A 17,039-nucleotide genomic window follows, 5' to 3' on the forward strand; every position below is an offset into this window, starting at 1 on the left:
ACTTTTCTACACCAACGGTCCTGGCGGCAAGGGTCTTTGGGATCGGTTGGGTCGGTAGGTCGGGGCCGCAGGGGGCGGGGGGCGCCACCCCCTCGGTGGCGCCCGTCTACACGGAGGCCGTCGCGGCCTCCCGGCGGCGCTCGGCCCGGTCCGCGTGCGTGAGCAGGTCGTCGAGCGTGGCGGCGAGTTCGCTGACCGACTGCTCGCGCAGGAGGTGGTGGGTGGGTACCGGGATCCGCAGGGCGTTCTCCAGCTTGCGTTGGAAGGCCAGGGCGGTGAGGGAGTCGATGCCCTGGGCGTAGAGCGGGCGGTTGCGGTGGATGCGGTGGGCGGGCGGGACGTCGAGGTACGTCTCCAGGGTGCGGCAGACGAACGCCTCGATGGCCCGCAGCCGGGCCTCGCCAGAGGCGGTGCGCAGGCTGCCGAGGTCCAGGGTGGCGGCCGGAGTTGCTGACACGGTGTCGTCCTTTCGGGATGCGGGGTCGGCGGTCGGGCGCTGGGCGCGCGGGCGGGGCTGGGAGCTGCGCAGGGCGGCGGGTGCGGGGCCCGGGCGCGGTCCCGCGCCGTCGGACCACACCAGGTGGAAACGCCAGCGGCTGATCCGCCAGCCGTCCGGGGTGCGTCGGGCCTCGCCCTCGCTGTAGCCGCCGATGTCGAAGCGGCCGCCGGGGTCGGGGCCGTCGTCGTGGTGGACGTGGGAGGCGAAGATGTGGACGCGGACCCGAGCCGTGTCGCCGTCCAGGGTGATCCCGTAGTTGGCGGCCAGGTGGTGGGTGCGGGCGAAGCGTGACTTCCGGTCGAAGTGGAAGGCGGCGGCGGTGTCCAGGCCGCGCACCGTGCCGACCGGGAACTCCAGTCGGCAGTCCTCGGTGAAGACCGTGCGGGGCCAGCCGTCGTCGTACCCGTGGGCGTCCTGGGCGTCGAGCAGGGTGACGTACCGGTCGACGAGTTCGGTGATCTCGGCCCGGTCGGCCAGTTCGCGCAACCGCTCCTTCAGGGCGTCGAGTTCGGCCCGCGGGAGGGTGACGGTGCCGGTCTGTTCGAGGTGCGGGGAGGTCATGGGGAAGAAGCTCCGTTTCTACGATCGGATCGGCGGTTCGGCAGCGCCCTAAAGGGGCGCGGGGAACTGCGCGACCAGCCACGACGGCGCCGCAGACGATCGACGGCACCGCGCGGCACCTCCGGCAGAGCGCCTACGCCGCCCGGCTCCCCGAGACCCGCCACCCCCGTGGATCGCGGTGCGCCGGGACGCGTTCCGGACGGCGCCAGGTCGCCGTGGGGGTGGGGGCCTGGTCCTGCAGACCGGGGCCGAGGGCCGCGAGGGCGGCGGCGCGGGAGAGCAGCACGCTGGTCAGGGCGGCGAGTTCCGCCGGTGTGGCGGTGCCCTTGACGACCTTGATGACCAGCGCGTCCCCCGTGCTCACTGCGGCGGATTGCCGTGCTTGCGGCACGGCAGGTCGGCGTGCTTGCTGCGCAGCATGGACAGGGCGCGGACCAGGGCCCCGCGGGTGTCCCGGGGGTCGATCACATCGTCGATCAGGCCGCGCTCGGCGGCGTAGTAGGGGTGCATCAGCTCCGCCTGGTACTCCTTGATCTTCTGGGCGCGGGTGGCGTCCGGGTCGGCGGAGGCGGCGATCTCCCGGCGGAAGATGACGTTCGCCGCGCCCTCCGCGCCCATCACCGCGATCTCGTTGGACGGCCAGGCCAGCGCCAGGTCGGTGCCGATGGACCGGGAGTCCATCACGATGTACGCGCCGCCGTACGCCTTGCGCAGCACCAGCGAGATCCGCGGCACCGTGGCGTTGCAGTACGCGTACAGCAGCTTGGCGCCGCGCCGGATGATCCCGTTGTGCTCCTGGTCGACGCCCGGCAGGAAGCCCGGTACGTCGATCAGCGTGATGATCGGGATGTTGAAGGCGTCGCAGAACTGCACGAACCGCGCCGCCTTTTCACTTGCGTCGATGTCGAGCACGCCGGCGTAGGAGGCCGGCTGGTTGGCGACGATGCCGACGACCTCGCCGTCCAGCCGGGACAGCGCGCAGACCACGTTGGTCGCCCAGCCCGGGTGGACCTCGAAGTAGTCGCCGTCGTCGACGATCTCCTCGATGACGGCCCGGATGTCGTACACCCGGCTGGGGTCCTCGGGCACCACGTCCAGCAGCCGGTCGGTGCGCCGGTCGGCCGGGTCGCCGCTCGGCGCTCTGGGCGGCAGGTCGCGGTTGTTGGACGGCAGCAGGGAGAGGAGGTGGCGCACGTCCTCCAGGCATGCGCGGACATCGTCGTACGCGAAGTGGGCGACGCCGGAGGTGGTCGCGTGCACGTCGGCGCCGCCGAGGTCGTTCTGGGAGATCTCCTCGCCGGTGACGGCCTTGACCACGTCAGGTCCGGTGATGAACATCTGGGCGATGTCGCGGACCATGAAGACGAAGTCGGTCAGGGCGGGGCTGTAGGCGGCGCCGCCCGCGCACGGGCCGAGCATCACGCTGATCTGCGGGATGACGCCGGACGCGCGCGTGTTGCGCTGGAAGATGCCGCCGTAGCCGGCGAGCGCGCTGACGCCCTCCTGGATCCGGGCGCCCGCGCCGTCGTTCAGCGACACCAGCGGCGCGCCCGCCGCCACCGCCATGTCCATGATCTTGTGGATCTTCTGGGCGTGGGCCTCGCCGAGCGCGCCGCCGAAGATGCGGAAGTCATGCGCGTAGACGAAGACCGTACGGCCGTGGACCGTGCCCCAGCCGGTGACCACACCGTCGGTGTAGGGACGTTTCTTCTCCAGCCCGAAGCCGGTGGCCCGGTGCCGGCGCAACATCTCGACCTCGGTGAACGACCCCTCGTCGAGCAGGAGTTCGATCCGCTCGTGGGCGGTGAGCTTGCCCTTGGCGTGCTGCCGCTCGGTGGCCAGCGGATCGCCGTGCCGGGCGGCCTGCTTGATCAGGCTCAGTTCCTCCAACCGTTCCGCGGCGCTCCACTGACCGCGGTGCTCACGGTCGTGCAGGCTCGGCCGGTCGGACCCCTGGTCGGACTTCTGATGGGAATTCTGGTCGGACTTCTGGTCGGTCGTCATTTGGTGGGTCTCACGCTCCCCAGTCAGGTTCATGCGTGGTCATGCCGTCGGCGTCCAGGTCCACCGTCCCGCCCGCGTACAGCGCGGTCGGCGGTACCCAGCGCACGGTGACCCGTTCCGGGGGCCCGCCCAGCACCGCGACGGCGGCGTTGTGGCGGGGCCCGGACGGCAGGTCCAGCAGCGTCCACCCGGGCGGGCGGCGGCGCCGGTCGGCCCCCAGGTAGTCCTGGCCCGGATCCCGGGACAGGCCGGTGCCCAGCGCCTTGAGGTAGGCCTCCTTGCGGGTCCACATCCGCCCGAACAGCTCACGCCGCTCCTCGACGGCCAGGCCCGCCAGCTCCGCCTGCTCCCCCGGGTGCAGTGCCGGGGTGCACACCTCGACGGTCTCGTCCCTGGGCAGCCGCTCCACGTCGGCGCCGAGCACGGTGGCGGCGACGGCGACGACGGCCATGCCGTGGCTGTGCGCCAGGGAGAAGTGCAGCGGCGGGTCGGGGTGGGCGACGGCGGGCCGCCCGTGCGGCTTGCCGCACCCGGGGCAGGGCTCCCGCACGAACGGCACCTCGCGCGGCGCCAGCCCCAGGTAGGCGCCGAGCAGCCGGCGCAGCGCGACATGCGCGGAGGCGTAGGTGATGCCGTCGGTGGGGCGGACGAAGGAGGCGGTGCGCCGGCGTTCCGCGTCGTCCAGCTCGGACAGGTCCAGCAGCTCGGCCGCCGTCTCCAGCCGGGGGCGGCGCACCAGCCACACGTCGAGCTGCCCCGGGGCCGGCAGCCGCGTCCTCGCGGTCTCGGGTCCCTCGCGGACCACCAGCTCCGGAATCACGTCGTGCCCGGCCCGTCGTGCGAGACCAGGTGGGCGCCCTGCCCGCCGCGCTTGTGCGGGCTGTCCCCGGGGCCGAGCTGCCCGGACAGGCACTCGATGAGTTCGGCGGCGCTGTTGGCGCGCAGCAGCATGTTGAGGTTGACGTCGAGGTGGAGGGCCGCCTCCATCCGGCGCTGGAGTTCGAGGCCGTTGATGGAGCCGATGCCGAGACTGTTCATCGGGCGGCCCTCGGTGTCGATGCTGTGCGGCGGCACCCGCAGCACTCGGGCGAGTTCGGCCCGTACGTACGCGTCGATCAGCCGGACCCGCTCGGTCTCGTCGCAGGCGGCCAGGTGGGCCGGGTCCGGGGGGTCCACGTCGACGACGGTGTCCTGCTCGAACTCGTAGTCGAAGTCGTCGAAATCATCGAGGTCGTCGAAGACCCAGGTCTTCGTTGTCTGGTCCATGGGCGTGCCCCGTTGGGAGTCGAAGGGTGAAAGGAAGGGCGGGATGGCTCATCCGCGCCGGAGACCGGTGAGGCCGACCAGCAGTCCGACGCCGCCGAGTGCGGCCACGAACACCAGCGCGGGCCGGCAGGCCTCGACCGCCTCGGCGGCACTGGCGCCGGGTACCGCGGCGGAGGCGAGCAGCGCGGCGACGGCCGCGACGGCGATCGCCGCGGCGAGCTGGACGGCCGTCTGGTACAGGCCGCTGCCCGCGCCCCGGTCGGCGGGGCTCAGCTCCGAGGTGGCCCGCATGTTCAGCGCGGCGAAGGACAGCACGAAGGCGGCCCCGACCAGCAGGAGCGTCGGCAGCAGCCGGGCGGGGTAGTCCAGCGGCCAGGACGGGCCGAGTTGGAGCAGGTACCCGGCGAACGCGCAGGCGGCGCCGGCCGCGATCAGCCGGGGTGCGCCGAAGCGGGCGACCAGGCCCCCGGACGCGAGCGCCGTGACCGCCGGTGGGACGGCGGCCGGGACGAGGGCCATCGCGGCCGTCAGCGGCGACCAGCCCGCGACGGTCTGCATCTGATACGTCAGCACGAACAGCAGCCCCAGATAGGAGCCGTTGAGGCAGGCCGCGCCGAGCGCCGAACGGATCAGCGCGGCGTTGCGCAAAGGCCGCACGAGCGGTTCGGGCGTGCTGCGTTCGACGACCGCGAAGGCCAGGAGCAGCAGCACGGCCGCGGCGAGCGGCCCGGCGGCCCGGGGCGCGGTCCAGCCGTGCGCGGGTACGGCGCCGATGCCGTACACCAGGGCGAGGAGCGCCGCCGTGAAGGTGACGGCGCCGGGGATGTCGTAGCGGCGTGGGGCGTTGTTCGCTTTCCCCGTCTCCTCGTCCGGGATCAGCTTGAGGCCGAGGGCGAACAGGATCAGCACGACCGGGGCCGGGAACGCGAACGACAGCCGCCAGCTGAACTCGGTGAGCCAGCCGGACAGCAGCAGGCCGGCGGTGAAGCCGCCGGCGCCGAACAGGGCGTAGACGGACACCGCCCGGTCGCGGGGCGGGCCCTGCGGGAAGGCGGTGGCGATGATGGCGAGGCCGGTGGGGGCGGTCAGCGCCGCGCAGAAGCCCTTGACGACACGGGTGGCAACGAGCAGCGCCGGCTCCTGGGCGAGCGCGCTCAGGGCGGAGGCGGCGGCGAAGGCGAGCAGCGCCGCCAGATAGACCCGGCGGCGCCCCAGCAGGCTCACCACCCGGGCGCCGAACAGCAGCAGACCGCCGAAGCCGACGGCGAAGCCGGTCATCGCCCAGTGCACATCGGTCAGCGGCAGCCCGAGGTCCGTGCCGATCGCGGGCAGCGCCACGACCGCCACGGACACTTCGAGCGCGTCGATGAGCATGTTGCCGGCGAGCACGAGCAGGAGCCCCCACAGCCGCGGGCTCCACCGCCCGTCCCCGGTGCCGACCTCGGGCGCGGGGTGCGTCCTGGTCATGGCGTCATCCCAGGAGGGTGCCGCCGCTGGCGTCGACGAAGGAGCCGGTGACCCAGCGGGCATCGTCGGATACGAGGAAGGCGACGACGTCGGCGACGTCCCGCGGTTCGCCGACCCGGTTGAAGGTGGACAGCGCCGCCATCGCCTCGACGGCCTCGGGGATGTCGAACAGCGGGTTGCCGTTGCGGGTGATGCCGGGGGCGACGCTGTTGACGGTGATGCCGCGCGGGCCGAGCGCCTTGGCGTAGTGCAGGGCGAGCTGCTCGATGGCGCCCTTGCTCATCGCGTAGGCGATCTCGTCGGGGTTGGCGAACCGGGTCAGCCCCGAGGAGATGTTCACGATCCGCCCGCCGTCGGGCATGTTCGTCAGGGCGCGCTGGATGATGAAGAACGGCGCCCTGGCGTTGACCGCGAAGATCCGGTCGAACTGCTCCGGCGTGGTGTCCTCCGGCTTCACCCCGCCCATCACACCGGCGTTGTTGACCAGGATGTTCAGCTCGGTGGAGCCGGTGCGCTCCTTCAGGCCCTCCTCCAGGGCGAGGAACAGCTCGTGCACATCGCCGGGCGTGCCGAGTTCGGCGCGTACGGCGAACGCCCGGCCGCCGTCCTTCTCGATCCCGGCGACGACCTCGGCGGCCGCGTCCTCGTTGGTGCCGTAGTGCACGGCGACCAGCGCGCCGTCGCGGGCGAGCCGCTCGGCGGTGGCCCGGCCCATGCCTCGGCTGGCGCCCGTGACGAGCGCCGTCCTGCCGGTCAGGTTGCCCATCTTCCTTCTCCTGACGTTGTGTTGTCGGTGGCGGTGCGGGGAGTGGGGTGCGGTGCGCACGCCGGGTGTGAACCACCGGGCGAGCGCCGCTTCGAGGCCGTCCGGGGTGTCGCCGGCCCAGGCGATGTATCCGTCCGGGCGTACGAGGAGGGCGGCCACGTCGGGCAGTGCGCCGCCGTCGGCGGGGCGCGCGGTCACGGTGTCGACGGCACCGGACCACTGCCGCGCCACCTCTGCGAACGCCTCCGCGGCGCCGGTCAGCACGAGCAGCACGCCGCGTGCGGGGCGGAGCAGGTCCAGGGTGGTCGGTGGAGCGTCGGTTCCCAGGAGGGAGGCCTCGGGCAGCCGGGACCCGACGAGCATGGGCGCGCCGGTGGACCCGTGCGGCCCGCCCGCGCTCCCGCCGACAGCCGGTCGCGGTGCTTCCGCACGCCCGTCGACGACGGCCCGGCGCCGCCCGTCCTCGGTCGCCCCCGCCGGTGCGAGCGGCAGCGAATCCGTCGCCGCGTACCGCACGTCCAGCCCGCTGATCGTCCCCGCCAGATGCGCCCGCACCCGCTCGTACGACGTCAGCTCGCCGATCACCGAGCGAAGCGCCTCCACCTCCGGCCCGCCCAGCAGCAGCCGGGCCTGGGCGCGGATGTTGGACAGGACCCGGCGGCCGATCGCGTGCCGTTCCTCGTGGTAGGTGTCGAGGAGTCCCTCGGGGGCGCGGCCGTGGACGGTCGCCGCCAGTTTCCAGCCGAGGTTGACCGCGTCCTGGAGGCCGAGGTTGAGGGCCTGGCCGCCGATCGGCATCTGCTGGTGGGCGGCGTCACCGGCGAGCAGCACGCGACCGGAGCGGTAGCGCTCGGCCTGCCGGGAGGCGTCGCCGAAGGCGTTGACCCACAGCGGGGTGCCGTGCGCGATGTCCTCGCCGGTGACCTCCCGCCAGGCGGCGACGATGTCGGCGAAGCGGGCCTCGCCGGCGCGGGGCGGGGTGCCGAACCGGTGGACCATCACGCGGGTGACACCGTCCCCGCGCCGGGCGGCGATGGCGAGCCCCTTCGGCAGCCGTTCGAAGCGCCGGCCCGGGATCTCGATGCCGTCGACGTCGGCGCGGATCAGCTCCCGCTCGGCGTCGTTGCCGGGGAAGCCGACGCCCGCGAGCCGCCGGACCGCGGACTGCTCGCCGTCGCAGCCGACGACGTACCGCGCGGTGAACGTCACCACCCGCCCGGCGTGCCGGGCCGTCACCGTCACATGACTCTCGTCCTGGGTCAGTTCGGTGACCTCGTGGCCGCGCAGGACGCGCGCGCCGAGGCGGGCCGCGCGGGCGCCGAGGAGTTCCTCGGTGCGCACCTGCGGCACCTTCCACTGCCCGGGGTAGGGGCTGGGCAGCGTGAGGTCCAGGGGCAGTCCGCCGAAGTGGCCGCGCGGCTCGTGCGGCGGCAGCGGGTCGCCGAAGCCGTCCGGCCCGTCGAGCAGCCCGCGCTGCTTCAGCAGCTCCATGGTCCGCGCGTGCAGCGTGGAGGCCCGGGACTCCGTGGTCGGAGCGTCCAGGCGTTCCAGTACGGTCACGTCGGCGCCGCCGAGCCGCAGTTCCCCGGCGAGCATCAGCCCGACGGGTCCGGCGCCGACCACGACGACGTCCGTATCGACAGCGTCGGCGCCGGCCATGGTCAGCGCCTCGCCTCGGCGTACGCCTTGGCGTGGCCCAAGGTGGCGCAGCTGTTGGTGCTCAGCGCCGAGCGCACGTACTCCCGGGCCTCGGCGACGCCCGCCTCGGGCCCGAGGATCTTCTCGATGTTCTCCGGGCGCAGCACGACGGTGTGCTGCGAGGAGGCGGTGCAGCCGGTGCCGGTGTCGGTGAACGTCCAGTAGCCGGTGTGCAGGTTCATCAGGGCCGGCAGCGTGGTCTGCTTGTAGGCGATCTTCCGGCCCTCCAGGCACACCCGGTACGACTGGGTGGTGTGCGTGGAGCCGTCCTTGGCGCGGGTGTCCATCTCCAGGGTCTGCAGGCCCGGGGTGTCCTCGGTGAGCCGGACGGTCGCCACGTGCGGCAGCCGCTCGGACCACAGACCGGCCTCGTTGATGAAGTCGTAGACGTCCTTGGCGGACCCCTCGACCTCGATGGTGTCCTCGAAGGAGAACGTCAGCTCCTCGGCCGCGGTGGCGAGTTCGACGTTGCTCTTCAGGGCCGCGAGTTCCGAGCGGGAGTTGCGGTCCACGGCCTCGTCGATCCACTTCAGGCTCGCCGGGTCGTCGTCGACGGCCGTGTAGTCGTGCAGCAGCCGCACGCGCGAGGTGGTCTCGTCCTGCGGCTCGATGATCCAGGTGCCGCCCATGGAGGCGACCGGCGGGGTGGAGACCTGCTGGCGGAAGGTGATCCGCAGGGCGTCCGGGTCCAGGACGCGGCGCGAGGACCAGTTCTTGGGCTCACCGTTGGCGGTGGCCCAGATCCGGATCAGCTCCTCGTTGCCGGAGCGCTCCAGGTGGTCGACGTAGATGGTCGGGGGGAAGATCCGCGGCCAGTTCGCCACGTCGGCGATCAGCCGGTAGACGTCGGCGGCCGGGGCCGAGATCGCGATCTCGTGCTCGACTTCCCGCAGCTCGGATGCGGACATGCGTGAACTCCTCGAAGGGTACGGGGGGCGGGCGGATCGGGCGGATCGGGCGGATCAGAAGTTGCCGAGGCCGCCGCAGACGTTGAGGGCCTGTGCCGTGATGGAGGCGGCGGTGTCGGAGGCGAGGTAGCCGACCAGCCCGGCGACCTCTTCGGGGGTGGAGTAGCGGCCGAGCGGGATCTTCGCCGTGAACTTCTCCATGATCGCGTCCTCGGTGGTGTCGTACGCCGCCGCGTAACCGGCGCGCACCCGCTGCGCCATGGGGGTCTCCACATAACCGGGGCAGACCGCGTTGACGGTGATGCCGGTGGGGGCGAGCTCGTTGCCGAGGGCCTTGGTGAAGCCGACGACGCCGTGCTTGGAGGCGGAGTAGGGGGCGCCGAGGACGACGCCCTGCTTGCCGGCCGTGGAGGCGATGTTGATGATCCGGCCGCGGTTCTTGTGCCGCATGCCGCCGGTGGTGAGGGCCGCGCGGGTGAGCCGGAAGACGCTGTTGAGGTTGGTCTCGACGACGTCGTACCAGAGCTCGTCGTCGATGTCGGCGGTGACGCCGCCGCCGGACCGGCCCGCGTTGTTGACCAGGACGTCGACGGTGCCGAAGCGGTCCACGGCGGCCTGCACGAAGTTCTGGATGGACAGCGCCGAGCGCACGTCGAGGGTGGCGCCGTCGACGTCGAGGCCCTCGGCGGTCAGCTCCTTGACGGTCCGGGCGACGTTGTCGGCGTCGCGGGAGCCGAGGAAGACGCGGTGACCCTGCTGGGCCAGCAGCCGCGCCACCGCGAGGCCGATTCCGCTGGTGGCCCCGGAGACGAGGGCGACCCGCTCGTGCTTGTCGGACATGTCTGCTGCTCCCTTGTCGGCATGTGTGCATGTCTGGGGGTGCGCCGGTGCCCGACTCGGGGACGGGCACCGGCGCACGGTGGGGGTGACTGGTCGAGGGGTACGGCCTCGGGGGCTGCGCCGCCGTGGTGGCTCAGGCGGCCTGCGCCGACTCCGCCAGCTGGGTGTTGACGATCTCCAGCAGGGCGCGCGGCGTCTTGGCCTCGGTGACGACACTGTCGTCCAGGGAGATGCCGTAGTCGCGCTCGATGCGACCGCAGGTCTCCAGGATGGCCAGCGACTCGTAGCTGAGCTCCTCGAAGTCGGTGTCGAGGATGTCGCCGTCCAGGTCGATGTTCTCGTCGGCCCCGGCGGACTCCAGGAGGATGCGCTTGAGGTCGTCGAGGCTGAAGGACTGGGTGGACACGGGTGGTTCCTCTCGTCTGAGTCTTTCGGGGAACGTACGAACGCCCGCGGCCCGGCCCAGACGCGGGAGATACGAACGGACCGGACACGCGGGCGCGTTCGGGGGGCGGCGCGGGGCGCCTTGCGCGGCAGCGGCAGGGCGTACGCGGGGCTCCGCCGGACGGCACTACGGGGAAGCCGCAGGGCGGCGCTCGGGGGGACCGCCGGGCGGCCTGCGCGGCGGCCGTGACGACCGTTGCCGCAAGGCACACTCGGGCGCACCGCCGGACCGCCGCAACGACCCTTGGCCACAGGTCGCGTTCAAGGGCGGCCGCCGGACAGCCCCACACCGCCGTCACAACCATCGCCGCGATGAAGCCGGCGTGGCCCGCAACGCGCCCTCGCGGAACCGCCGGACGGCTACGCCGCCGTAACCACCGTCGCCGCGTTGAAGCCCGCGTGGCCGCGGGCCAGGATCAGGGCGGTGCGGAGGTCGGTGGGGCGGGGCTCGTCGGTGATCAGGTCGAGGTCGTAGGTGGCGTCGGGGCGCACGTTGGTGGTGGGCGGGACGACGCCGTCGCGGATGGCGAGCAGCGCGGTCGCGACGTCGAGCGGGGCGGCGCCGGAGTAGAGGCGGCCCGTCATCGTCTTGGGGGTGGTGACCATGACCCCGTGCGGACCGAAGACTTCGTTCAGCGCGTCCGCCTCGATGCGGTCCAGCTCGGGCACCGCCGCCCCGTCGGCGAACACGACGTCGACGTCACCGGCGTCCACGCCCGCGTCGGCGAGGGCGAGTTCGATGGCCTTGCGCAGGCCGGGTGGGCGCCCGGTGCCGGGCGCGGGGTCGAAGGTGGCGCCGTAGCCTGCGATCTCGCCGTAGACCCGGGCACCGCGCCGGGCGGCGGCCTCCGCGGACTCCAGGATCAGGATGGCGCCGCCCTCGCCGGGCACGTGTCCGGCGGCGGCCGCGTCGAAGGGCAGGTAGGCCCGGTCGGGCTCCTCCCCCTCGGACAGCCGCCCGCTCGCCAGCTGCGCGACCCAGCCCCACGGGCAGACCGAGGCGTCGATCGACCCGGAGACGATCAGCTGGGTGCCCTTGCGGATCTGCCGCCGGGCGTGCGCGAGCGCGTCCAGACCACCGGCCTGGTCGGAGACCAGCACCCCGCTCGGGCCCTTCATGCCGTTGCGGATGGAGATCTGGCCGCTGTTGACGGCGTAGAACCAGGCGAAGGACTGGTACGCCGAGACGTACTGGCTGCCCTGGCTCCACAGCTTTTGCAGCTCACCCTGGCCGAACTCGAAGCCGCCGGAGGAGCTGGCGGTGACCACCCCCATGTCGTACGCGGGCAGCTCGGCGGGCGTGACGCCCGCGTCGGCCAGCGCCCAGTCGGTGGCGACCAGGGCGAGGCGGGTCATGTGGTCGGTCTGCGCGAGCAGCCTGCTGGGCAGGTGGTCGCCGGCGTTGAAGCCGGGCACCTGCCCGGCCAGCTTGGCCGGGTAGCCGGTGGGGTCGAAGCGGGTGATGCGGCCGATGCCGCTCTTGCCCGAGCGGGTCGCGGCCCAGTAGTCGCTCGTACCGAGGCCGTTGGGTGCGGCGATGCCGATCCCCGTGACGACGGTGCGCGTCGCGGCCGTGCTCATGCCGCGCTCCTCTCCGGTCGGGCGAGCACCATGGCGCTCTGGAAGCCGCCGAAGCCGCTGCCTACGGTCAGCACCGCGTCGGTGCGGTGCTCACGGGCCGTCAGCGGCACGTAGTCCAGGTCGCACTCCGGGTCGGGGGTGTGCAGGTTCGCCGTCGGGGGCACGACGTTGTGCTCCATGGCGAGGACCGAGGCGGCGATCTCGATCGAGCCGATCGCGCCCAGCGAGTGCCCGACCATCGACTTGATGGAGGACACCGGGGTCCGGTAGGCGTGCTCGCCCAGGCTCTTCTTGAACGCGGCCGTCTCATGCCGGTCGTTCTGCTTGGTGCCCGAGCCGTGCGCGTTGACGTAGTCGATGGCCTCGGGGTTCAGCCGGGCCTCGGCCAGCGCCACCGTGATGGCCTCGGCCATCTCCACGCCGTCCGGGCGCAGGCCGGTCATGTGGAAGGCGTTGCAGCGCGAGGCGTAGCCGGCGATCTCGGCGTAGATGTGCGCGCCCCGCTTCAGCGCCCCCTGAAGCTCCTCCAGGACGAACACCGCGGAACCCTCCCCCAGCACAAAGCCGTTGCGGGTCCCGTCGAAGGGGCGCGAGGCGTGCTCGGGGTCGTCGTTGCGCGGGGTGGTCGCCTTGATGGCGTCGAAGCAGGCCAGGGTGATCGGCGAGATCGGGGCGTCCGTCGCGCCCGCCACCACCGCGCAGGCCGAGCCCTCCCGGATCAGTTCGGCGGCGTGGCCGACCGAGTCCAGGCCGGAGGTGCAGCCGGTGGAGACCACCGTGGCGGGGCCCTCGGCGCCCACCGCCCACGCCACCTCGGCGGCGAAGGAGCTGGGCACCAGGTAGTTGTACAGATGCGGTACGGCGTAGGCGTGGTCCACCAGGTCCAGGCGGCCGCCGTCGCTGACGACGCGGTACTCCTGGTCGAGGCCCATGGTGGCGCCGACCGCGCTGCCGATGGTGACGCCGACCCGGTGCGGGTCCGCGCCGGTCAGGTCCAGTCCGCTGTCGGCGAGCGCCTCGCGTGCGGTGACCACGGCCAGCTGGGCCGCGCGGTCCATCCGGCGGATCTCCTGCGGGCTCAGCCCGTGCTCCTCCGGGTCGAAGTCGATCTCGGCGGCGACACGGGAGCGGAAGGAGGACGGGTCGAAGAAGGTGATGCCCCGGGTGGCGGTGCGTCCCTCGCTGAGCAGGTTCCAGAAGTCCTTGGTGCCGACACCACCGGGGGCCGTGACACCGACCCCGGTGATGACCACTCGCCTGGCGCTCACGCCCGGCCCTCCCAGTCGTAGAAGCGCGTGGCGACCGCGTCGGCGGGGGACCGCCAGGTCGCCGGGTCGTAGGCCTCGATGAACGGCTTGAGGTCCTCGCTGATCTGCACGAAGCGGGGGTCGGTCTTGGCCGCCTCGATCAGCTCGCCGCCGTTGTCGGTGTCGAAGTCCTGGAGGTGGAAGTACAGGCCGCGGTAGGCGAAGAGCTGACGGCGCCGGGTGCCCATCAGATGCGGCATCTCGGTGGTGTCGAACTCCTGGAACAGCCGGGCCACCTCGGCGCTGTGACCCGGGTCCATCCGGGCGACGATCAAGGTGCTGTGCATGGTCTCTCCATTCAGCGGTACGTCGGAGGGGGTGGCAGGGGCGGACGTCCTCAGCGCGCCGGGCCGAACCAGTGCTCCAGGGCCATCGGGAGGTCCGCGTGGCTGCCCGGGGCCGCCCAGGCCACGTAGCCGTCGGGGCGGACGAGGACGGCCGTGGTGCCGGTGAGGGGGCTGTCGGCGGGCAGGACGGGCTCGGCGGTGACGATGTCGATGCGGTCCTGCCAGTCCCAGGCGCGGTCGCGCAGCCGCTCGTTGTCCGCGAGGTCCAGCAGCACACCCCGGCCCGCGTGCAGGGCCTCGGTGCTGGAGGAGAGCAGCCGGTGCCCGGTCAGCTTCACGTCGGGCAGGCGGCGGCCGAGCAGCGGGTGCGGGCCGCCGTCGAGGTCGTAGCGGATCTCAAGGCCGGACACCATCGCCGCGAAGTGCCTACTGACCTCGGGGTACTGGATCAGCTCGGTCAGCACGTCGCGCAGCGGCTGGACCTCGGGCCCGGACAGGAACAGCAGCCCCTGGGCCTGCGTGTTCATCAGCAGCCGCTTGCCGACCGGATGCCGCTCGGCGTGGTAGGTGTCGAGCAGCGCCTCCGGCGCCCGCCCCCGTGCCACCGCGCCGAGCTTCCAGCCGAGGTTGACCGAGTCCTGGATGCTGGTGTTCATGCCCTGGCCGCCGGCGGGCAGATGGATGTGCGCGGAGTCGCCCGCGAGGAAGACCCGGCCCCGCCGGTACTCGGTGACCTGCCGGGTCGCGTCGCCGAACGAGGACACCCACACCGGCTCGGCGTGCGAGATGTCGTCGCCGGTCAGCCGCCGCCAGGCGGCGGCCACCTCCTCCCACGTCGGCGGCTTCTCCCGGCGCTGCGGCGGGGTGCCCCGCTCGCACACGATCAGCCGGGTGATCCCGCCGGGCAGCGGGCCGACCATGACCATGCCGCCGGGCAGGGTCTCACCGATCATCCGGGGCTCCAGCTGGATGCCCTTGACGTCGGCGAGGAACATCTCCAGCGTGGCCGCCGTGCCGGGGAAGTCGAAACCGGCGGCCTTGCGGATGGTGGACCGGCCGCCGTCGCAGCCCACGAGGTACTCGGCGCGCAGCCGGTGCACGCCCTCGGGGCCGCGCACCTCGACCTCGACGCTGTCCTCCTTCTCCTTGACGGACAGCACCTCGTGCCGGCGCCGGATGTCCGCGCCGAGCTGCGTGGCCCACTCCTCCAAAACGGTCTCGGTGACCGACTGCGGAATGGTCTTGGCGGCCTGGTGGGCTCCGTCGAGCACACCGAAGTCGACCGGCAGGCCACCGAAGTGGCCCACGTTGCTGACCTCGATGTCACCGAACCGGGGCAGCAGTCCGCGCTGGTCGAAGACCTCCATGGTGCGGGCGGTGAAGCCGAGGCCGCGCGACTCCCCGGTGCGCGCGGCCAGCTTCTCCAGCACGATGACGCCGACGCCCGCGAGCCGCAGCTCACCGGCCAGCATCATCCCGGCCGGTCCGGCGCCCACGACGATGACAGTTGCGTCCATGACACTCCTCGGGAAACCCGCCCTCCGGGCGGGGAAGGAACGGGTCAGATCAGGAATCGTCGGTTCAGCGGTAGAAGCGGCCGATCCCCTCGTTCGCCACGTGGGCGGCGGCCGCGTGCCGCGGGTCGGGTGCGATCGCCTCGTGCCGCACCGCGACCTCGGCGAGCTTGATGGTGTGCTCGTCGCCGATCTCGGCGGCCCGCGCGAACACCTCGGCCACGCCCGGCGCTTCGGGCAGCGCGGCCGTGGGACGGGGGCTGGCGTGGAACCAGTCGAGCATCCTGCGGCTGACGGCCCGGGCGACCCGGTACGACGGCAGCCGCTGCTCCTCGGGCAGATGCTCGACGACCAGCCGTACGGCGGCCGGCCCGGTGACCGCGTGGATCAGCGGGATCGGGTGCCGCTGGGCGACGGTGGCGTAGATCCCGGCGTACTCGGCGACCAGGTCGTCCAGCGCCCGGACGACCGGCTCCCGCCCGTCGTCCCCCTCCGGCAGGACCAGCCCCGGCTCCTCGCCGACGGTCACCCCGCCGGTGGAGTGCCGCGCAGCCCAGTAGCCGAGCCCCTGGGCCAGCTCGGCCAGTGGGAGCTTGTTCTCCTCGCCCGCGGCGGCGACGGCCCGCACCGCGTGAGCGGTGCGGATCACCCCGTGCGTCAGCATCCCCGACATGCCGGGCAGCAGCCGGGGCCACCAGCGGGCCAGCACCTCGGTCCACGGCGCCCCGGTCAGCTCCCGCTCGAACAGGGCGGTCCAGTCGGCGACCCGGGAGAAGTTCCCGAGCGCGCCACGCCAGTCCACCTCGTCGGCCGGGTCGATGTCCCAGCGGCGTTCGGGGACGTCGTGGTACTCCCGGTTGCGCAGGTTGTGGTCGACCCAGCCGGGCACCTCGTCGGCGTACCCCATGTGCGCCAGCGCCTCCGCGGCCATCGGCGCGTGGTTGACGAAGGACCCGCCGTGCTCGAAGCCCACGCCGCGCAGTCGCTGGAGTGCCTCGCTCACGGCGTCGCTGTAGGTGAGTGCTGCCACGTGGATCAGTCCTTGATGTCGCAGACGGCGGCACCCGAGGACAGGGCCTGACCGGCCGTGGCGGCCAGCCCCGTGACGGTGCCGGACTTGTGCGCGGTGAGCGGCTGCTCCATCTTCATCGCTTCTAGTACGACGACCAGTTCGCCCTGCTCGACCCGCTGCCCCTCCGCCACGGCGACCTTGACGACGGTCCCCTGCATCGGCGAGGTGAGCGTGTCACCGGAGACCCCGGCGCCCGCGCCGCCGCCCGCGCTCCGGCGCCGCGGCCTGGGAGCGGCGGCCGCCCCGACGAGGCTCAGCTCCGGCACCCGCCCGAGCGACGTCGGCAGCGTCACCTCCAGCCGCTGTCCGCCGACCTCGACGACGACCGTCTCGCGGTCGGAGTCCTCGTCCTGGGTGTCGGCGGCGGAGGCGGTGAAGGGCTCGATCTCGTTGACGAACTCTGTCTCGATCCACCGGGTGTGGACCGTGAAAGGGCCGTCCCCGCCGTGGACTTCGGGCGCGAACGCCGGGTCCTTGACCACCGCGCGGTGGAACGGGACGGCCGTTGCCATGCCCTCCACCTTGAACTCCTCCAGCGCACGCGCGGCCCGCTGCAGCGCCTCCTTGCGAGTACGGCCGGTGATGATCAACTTGGCGAGCAGCGAGTCCCAGGCCGGGCCGATCACGCTGCCCGACTCCACCCCCGCGTCCAGCCGGACGCCCGGCCCGGACGGCGGCGCGAACAGCGTCACCGTGCCCGGCGCGGGCAGGAAACCCCCGCCCGGGTCCTCTCCGTTGATGCGGAACTCGAAGGAATGGCCACGCAACTCCGGGTCGCCGTAGCCCAGTTCCTCACCGTCGGCGATGCGGAACATCTCCCGCACC

At 72.8% G+C, this 17,039-nt stretch carries 16 protein-coding genes; all 16 read right to left on the minus strand.

All coding sequences use genetic code 11. From position 1 onward, the window contains the following. Positions 1-106: 106 nt before the first annotated feature. Positions 107-1,060, minus strand: a complete 954-nt coding sequence (locus tag SSP24_RS36265) for a nuclear transport factor 2 family protein (RefSeq protein WP_141314455.1) — start codon at positions 1,058-1,060, stop codon at positions 107-109. 133 nt (positions 1,061-1,193) lie between these two features. Beyond that, positions 1,194-1,424, minus strand: a complete 231-nt coding sequence (locus tag SSP24_RS36270) for an acyl-CoA carboxylase subunit epsilon (protein WP_229865719.1) — start codon at positions 1,422-1,424, stop codon at positions 1,194-1,196. After that, positions 1,421-3,064, minus strand: coding sequence for an acyl-CoA carboxylase subunit beta (locus tag SSP24_RS36275; RefSeq protein ID WP_141314457.1), 1,644 nt, complete (start codon positions 3,062-3,064; stop codon positions 1,421-1,423). Before SSP24_RS36275 ends, SSP24_RS36270 begins: the two co-directional genes overlap by 4 nt. 10 nt (positions 3,065-3,074) lie before the next feature. Further along, positions 3,075-3,884 (minus strand): 4'-phosphopantetheinyl transferase family protein, encoded by an 810-nt coding sequence (locus tag SSP24_RS36280; RefSeq protein WP_229865711.1) that lies wholly within the window; start codon positions 3,882-3,884, stop codon positions 3,075-3,077. Further along, positions 3,881-4,330, minus strand: coding sequence for an acyl carrier protein (locus SSP24_RS36285; protein ID WP_141314459.1), 450 nt, complete (start codon positions 4,328-4,330; stop codon positions 3,881-3,883). Before SSP24_RS36285 ends, SSP24_RS36280 begins: the two co-directional genes overlap by 4 nt. A gap of 48 nt (positions 4,331-4,378) precedes the next feature. Then, complete coding sequence (locus tag SSP24_RS36290; RefSeq protein ID WP_229865694.1) at positions 4,379-5,797, minus strand: MFS transporter; 1,419 nt, start codon at positions 5,795-5,797, stop codon at positions 4,379-4,381. 4 nt (positions 5,798-5,801) lie between these two features. After that, positions 5,802-8,273, minus strand: a complete 2,472-nt coding sequence (locus SSP24_RS36295) for an SDR family oxidoreductase (RefSeq protein WP_373306760.1) — start codon at positions 8,271-8,273, stop codon at positions 5,802-5,804. Next, positions 8,225-9,169, minus strand: coding sequence for an aromatase/cyclase (locus SSP24_RS36300; RefSeq protein WP_141314465.1), 945 nt, complete (start codon positions 9,167-9,169; stop codon positions 8,225-8,227). The genes SSP24_RS36295 and SSP24_RS36300 overlap by 49 nt, the downstream gene beginning before the upstream one ends. Before the next feature lie 54 nt (positions 9,170-9,223). Continuing rightward, complete coding sequence (gene fabG / locus SSP24_RS36305; RefSeq protein WP_141314467.1) at positions 9,224-10,009, minus strand: 3-oxoacyl-ACP reductase FabG; 786 nt, start codon at positions 10,007-10,009, stop codon at positions 9,224-9,226. 133 nt (positions 10,010-10,142) lie between these two features. Beyond that, positions 10,143-10,415 carry an acyl carrier protein gene (locus SSP24_RS36310; RefSeq protein ID WP_141314469.1) on the minus strand — a complete coding sequence of 91 codons (273 nt, stop codon included), beginning with the start codon at positions 10,413-10,415 and terminating at the stop codon, positions 10,143-10,145. 398 nt (positions 10,416-10,813) lie between these two features. Further along, positions 10,814-12,034, minus strand: a complete 1,221-nt coding sequence (locus SSP24_RS36315) for a ketosynthase chain-length factor (protein WP_141314471.1) — start codon at positions 12,032-12,034, stop codon at positions 10,814-10,816. Beyond that, a complete protein-coding gene (locus SSP24_RS36320) occupies positions 12,031-13,302 on the minus strand; it encodes a beta-ketoacyl-[acyl-carrier-protein] synthase family protein (RefSeq protein WP_141314473.1) in 1,272 nt (423 codons plus the stop codon). The genes SSP24_RS36315 and SSP24_RS36320 overlap by 4 nt, the downstream gene beginning before the upstream one ends. Further along, positions 13,299-13,628, minus strand: a complete 330-nt coding sequence (locus SSP24_RS36325; protein WP_141314475.1) for a TcmI family type II polyketide cyclase — start codon at positions 13,626-13,628, stop codon at positions 13,299-13,301. The genes SSP24_RS36320 and SSP24_RS36325 overlap by 4 nt, the downstream gene beginning before the upstream one ends. A gap of 50 nt (positions 13,629-13,678) precedes the next feature. Further along, positions 13,679-15,145, minus strand: a complete 1,467-nt coding sequence (locus SSP24_RS36330) for an FAD-dependent monooxygenase (protein WP_141314477.1) — start codon at positions 15,143-15,145, stop codon at positions 13,679-13,681. Positions 15,146-15,209: 64 nt separating this feature from the next. Then, positions 15,210-16,172, minus strand: coding sequence for a questin oxidase family protein (locus tag SSP24_RS36335; protein ID WP_141314479.1), 963 nt, complete (start codon positions 16,170-16,172; stop codon positions 15,210-15,212). Between the two features lie 5 nt (positions 16,173-16,177). After that, positions 16,178-17,039, minus strand: an 862-nt coding sequence (locus tag SSP24_RS36340; protein ID WP_141314481.1) for a biotin/lipoyl-containing protein, incomplete at its 5' end; no start/stop codon positions are given.

It is taken from the genome of Streptomyces spinoverrucosus (assembly GCF_006539505.1).
GTDB lineage: Bacteria > Actinomycetota > Actinomycetes > Streptomycetales > Streptomycetaceae > Streptomyces > Streptomyces spinoverrucosus.